General features: G+C 57.2%; 5 protein-coding genes. All 5 read left to right on the top strand.

What is annotated here, in order from left to right:
- The first annotated feature begins 664 nt into the window (after positions 1-664).
- The 5 genes from ACW5E8_RS14665 to ACW5E8_RS14685 all read left to right on the top strand — a co-directional run bounded on the left by ACW5E8_RS14665 (position 665) and on the right by ACW5E8_RS14685 (position 4622).
- Positions 665-1273, top strand: coding sequence for a DUF1294 domain-containing protein (locus ACW5E8_RS14665; RefSeq protein ID WP_456966279.1), 609 nt, complete (start codon positions 665-667; stop codon positions 1271-1273).
- Between the two features lie 109 nt (positions 1274-1382).
- Complete coding sequence (locus tag ACW5E8_RS14670; RefSeq protein ID WP_456966280.1) at positions 1383-1754, top strand: TIR domain-containing protein; 372 nt, start codon at positions 1383-1385, stop codon at positions 1752-1754.
- Between the two features lie 11 nt (positions 1755-1765).
- A complete protein-coding gene (locus ACW5E8_RS14675; RefSeq protein WP_456966281.1) occupies positions 1766-2740 on the top strand; it encodes a caspase family protein in 975 nt (324 codons plus the stop codon).
- A 75-nt stretch (positions 2741-2815) separates the two neighbouring features.
- Entirely contained in the window at positions 2816-3235 is a 420-nt protein-coding gene (locus tag ACW5E8_RS14680) for a hypothetical protein (RefSeq protein ID WP_456966282.1), read from the top strand.
- Positions 3236-3929: 694 nt separating this feature from the next.
- Entirely contained in the window at positions 3930-4622 is a 693-nt protein-coding gene (locus ACW5E8_RS14685) for an HIRAN domain-containing protein (RefSeq protein WP_456966283.1), read from the top strand.
- Positions 4623-4742 lie beyond the last annotated feature (120 nt).

Raw genomic sequence — 4742 nt, forward strand, 5'->3', positions numbered from 1 at the left:
TCCAGTCTGCCAGCTCACCTCTCCTTTTCGGGGCGCTGGATTTGTCGCACTTAGTCTGGCAATTTCTGGGGCCTAACAATGCGTTCAAGCCGACGCCGCATCGGGGCGCAAACCACATGGCAGGAAAAGCTTGCCATGCGCTTCACGCCCCGCTGCGGCGCGGCTTAACTTAGGTGTTGGCCGCTAAGAGCTCGCAGGTTGTTGTTCTTGGGTGGCCGCGCATCCGGCTTCGCACAAGTATCAGAGCGCACGATCGTGACGTTCGCGGCGCGTGCGAGAGTTTCGTTGAGACGCGTCGCCCGCGATGCAGGTTCTGTGGCCGAGCTTCGCTGGCTTCGGGGGCGTCCGTTTTCTCCATCGGGGATGCGCTTCGCCCAGGCGGTCGCATTGGATAGTTCACGGTGAGAGTTCGTGGCCGCGGGGCTGGGGTTCCCCGGCTTCGGAGACAGCAGCGTGCAGCTTCAGGCGCGACCGTGGCGACTTTTTCGTGACGCTACGTGGCAAGTGGCAAGCGGTCCGGCTTCGGATAGAGTTGGCGTCCAACAATTCGTTCAAGCCGACGCCGCTTCGTTACGCGAGCCACATGGCAGGTAGAGCTTGCCATGTGTTCGCTTCACTACGCAGCGCGGCTTAACTCAGGCGTTAGCCGCTGATGGGGGCAGCAATGCGACTTGCAGGTCGGGTCACGGACTGGAACGACGACAAGGGCTTCGGCTTCGTGGTGCCCCACGGCGGCGGTACTCGCGCGTTCGTCCATATCAACGAGTTTCAGCGGGGTTCGCGCCGGCCTGTTGCCGGCGACATGATCTCTTACCTTCCCAACGTTGACGCGCGAGGGCGAACTAACGCCCGGCAGATTCGCCACGCGGCCCAGAGGATCGAAGTGCCGCGAGCCCCTTCTCGGGTTCCAAGGGCGGCCCTTGGTGTGTGCGCGTTGATGAGCGGCGTTGCCGCCGCTGTCATCGGCCTTCTCCCGGTGCTCGTAATAGCCGCGTACTTCGTACTGAGCGTCCTGTCGTACCTCAAGTACAGGTCCGACAAGATCGCAGCCCAGAGCGATGCGCAACGCACCCCGGAAGCTAGCCTGCACCTTGTAGACCTCCTCGGCGGGTGGCCGGGGGCCCTGATAGCCCAACAACAGTTCCGCCACAAGACCGTGAAGCAGTCGTTTCAGCTCGCCTTCTGGGCTACTGTCGTCTTCAACTTGGCCGTGGCTACCTGGCTTCACAAATCTCGCCTTCTCGCAGACTTGGTGGAGCGCGTCAGCGGCTAACAATTCATTCAAGCCGACGCCGCTTCGCGGCGCGGCTTAATTCAGGCGTTGGACGGCGTCTACTGCCGCATCTTGAGCCACAATGACCGCACGTAAAGGGGGATCTACAATGGCAGATAAAAAGGTAATTTTTGTTGCGTTCGCAATCGAAGACAAGGCTTCTCGCGACCTGCTAAAGGGCCAGTCGCTTCACACCAAGTGTCCGTTCGAGTACGTGGACATGTCGGTGAAGGAGCCTTACGACTCAGAGTGGAAGGAGCGCGTCAGAACGCGAATCCGTCGATCCGACGGCGTAATCGCTTTAGTGAGCAAGAACTCCCTCACGTCGAGCGGGCAAAAGTGGGAAATTGCATGCGCTAAGGAAGAGAAGGTGCCTTTGCTAGGGATATGGATCTACAAAGACGATCGCACTGCACTAGAAGGCGTGCGCACGATCATATGGACTTGGGATGGGATTGCGAAGTTCATCGACGGCCTGTAAGGAGCGCTCCTGTGCGAATCGCATTGATCATCGGAGTCAACTACTACCAGCACAGTGGAGCACTGTATGGATGTGTTGACGATGCTCACGCTGTGAAATCAGTACTAGAGAGGCATGACGGCGGCGGCGTGAACTTCGACTGCAGGCTGTTGACGGGAACGGGACCATCTGACGTAGTTACGCGTCGCGATCTTCGCGATAGTATCCAGCAATTGTTCGCGTCAGATGCGGATATTGCTCTCCTCTACTTCGCTGGTCATGGGCACATTGAGGCAACGGGCGGGTACCTTCTCGCTTCAGATTCCGTCCGAGGGGATGAGGGGATTTCCCTTTCCGAAGTGCTAGTTCTCGCAAATCAGTCCAGGGCACGTAACAAAGTAATATTTCTTGATAGCTGCCATTCCGGGATCGCTGGAACCCCGCCTGGCCAGGGAAATCTGGCCAGCTTGTCAGAGGGGGTCACCGTTCTCACTGCCTCTACCGCGGAGCAGTACGCGACTGAGAGGGATGGCCGAGGCGTATTCACGACGCTTCTTGTTGATGCCCTCAGTGGAAGTGCAGCCAATCTAACAGGCGACATCACCCCCGGCAGCATCTATGCGCATATTGATCAATCTCTGGGCGCGTGGGAGCAGCGGCCAGTATTCAAGACAAATGTTAAGCAATTTGTGTCTCTGCGAGAGGTGGCGGCGCCAATCTCGCGAGAGGATCTGCGCCGTTTGGTAGAGTTTTTTCCCGCGCCGGGCGCCGAGTTCCAACTGGATCCCACATTCGAGCCCGAGATGAAAGGGCGCGATCCTGGGATGCCAGATCCAGTCCTTGAGAACACGCGGACATTCAGTCTCCTGCAGAAGTACAACCGCCTAAATCTAGTTGTACCCGTCGGAGTGCGTCACATGTGGAACGCTGCAATGGAGTCCAGATCGTGCAGACTTACAGCACTCGGGGAGCACTATCGGCGTCTTGTTGAGAAGAACCGCGTCTAGCGGCGGATGCCGTCCAACAATTCATTCAAGCCGACGCCGCCTCGCGGCGCGGCTTAATTCCGGCGTTAGGCCGCAATGGATTCCTCTCTGATCCCCAAGCTCATCAGGCAGAGACGGCGCTTGTTCCAAAGCTACATTGTCCATGTCGTCTGGTTCGCCGCCATGATCGTCACAGCCATTGCCCATTCGTCCAAGACCGTAATTGCGGCTTCAATTCTTCTGGCGCTGGTAACGGTCCCTCCGGTCATTGCCTACGCGGCTGCGGTGCACCGAACGTGCCGCGCCATTGATCCAACCGCCAAGACAATTGGCCTCATCCCAACGATCATCATGACGGTGCTGTTCACCCCATTCGAGTCCGGTCTGGTGGTCCCAGCCAAGAACCTATTGGTATCTGGCAGGTTGGTGCGGCAGCATCAGTCTGCTTCGGCAGGGCCCGGTGCTTCTACTCAATCAGACTCAAGTTTGCGGCCAGATTGCAGCAAGTTGTTGTAATGTTCCGACTCAGGGGTTGGGCTGCGGTGCTTCCAGGCAAGTGTTCGCGATGTCTGGTGGCGGCGGCCTAACAATGCGTTCAAGCCGAAGCCGCTTCGTTCCACCAACCATATGGCAGGTAAAGCTTGCCATATGGTTGGCTCCACTACGCGTCTCGGCTTAACTTAGGCGTTAGGGCTCATGTCCAAACTCATCGCGTTCCTGTTAGTGGCAACAACGGCATTTGGGTTCGGTTGCCGTGCGCAGGGACCTGTCACGTCGGCAGACTTGGTTACTTCCGAGCTAAGAATGGCTGCTGGTCGCTCAGCGAAGAGTTGCGGCCTTGTCCGGATCGGCCAGACCTCAATCGATGCACTGTCCTGTGCAAGAGAAGCCGTCAAATCTCACAAACCGTTCTGGGTAGCTGTCGAACAATCTGGCGTTGACTCTGATGTTTGGATTGGCGCCTTGCTAACAGCAAACGGGCTGCCACAAGTCTTCCACTATGACTCAAACCCATATGGTCGCAGAGAGCTGTTGCCCAAGATCACCCGGGAGTCCTGCCATAGGATTGTCATCAGCGAAAACTCTCGCGAACTCTTCACTTGTAGGTTCCGTGATGAGCCCTAACAATTCATTCAAGCCGAACCCGCTTCGCGGGTCGGCTTAATTCAGGCGTTAGGCGGCACAACCGAGCAGTCCTGGAACCCGAACCATGAGCCGAACCTTTCTTGTTGGCGTGCGCGGCGAGAGCTACAACAACGATGATGGCGCATCGCGCCAAGACATCATTCGCCGTATGCGAGCCAACGAACCGGTTCAACTCAAAGCCGACCCGACAAATCAGCACGACAGATGGGCGGTCAAAGTTCTTACGCAATCTGGAGAGCAAATAGGCTGGCTTCCTTCGGACGCTCGGGATGCAGATGCATTGCTCAAGGGCGAGCCCATCGAAGCCGCAGTTCACGCGGTGCGCGGCGGTACAACCTGGCTCAAGCGGCTTCTTGGCAAGAAATCTGTTGGTGTCGTTCTCTGCATTACCAAGGGCGATCCTGATTGGGCCAGACGCGCACAACTTGAAGATCGCGCCAAAAAAGTAGATGAGCAAGTAGCTGCTGCGCTTAAACTTGAGCAGGACGCAGCCACTGACGCTGCGATTCAAGCTCTGACTCAAGCAATTGCAGCTATCCGTTCTTTCACAACGGCGGATCCATATGCATCAGCGCACCGCCGGCTGCACGCCCCTGTAGATCGCTTGAGTCTTTTGCTTGAGCGCCGCAAAGCTTATGCAGACGCGCTTTCGCTGATTCAAGATTGGCAGACAACATTTGACCCAGTTCAGCCAAGCAAGTCCGTGGTGGAATCATTGAATAAGCGGGCCGAGCGCTTGCAATCAAAGCTCAAGTAATGTGCAGGTGCCGCCTAACAATTCGTTCAAGCCGAAACCGCTTCGTTACGGCAAAGGCATGGCAGGAAAAGCTTGCCATGCCTTTGCCTCCACTACGCGGTTCGGCTTAACTCAGGCGTT

The organism is Luteimonas sp. A649 (genome assembly GCF_054072735.1).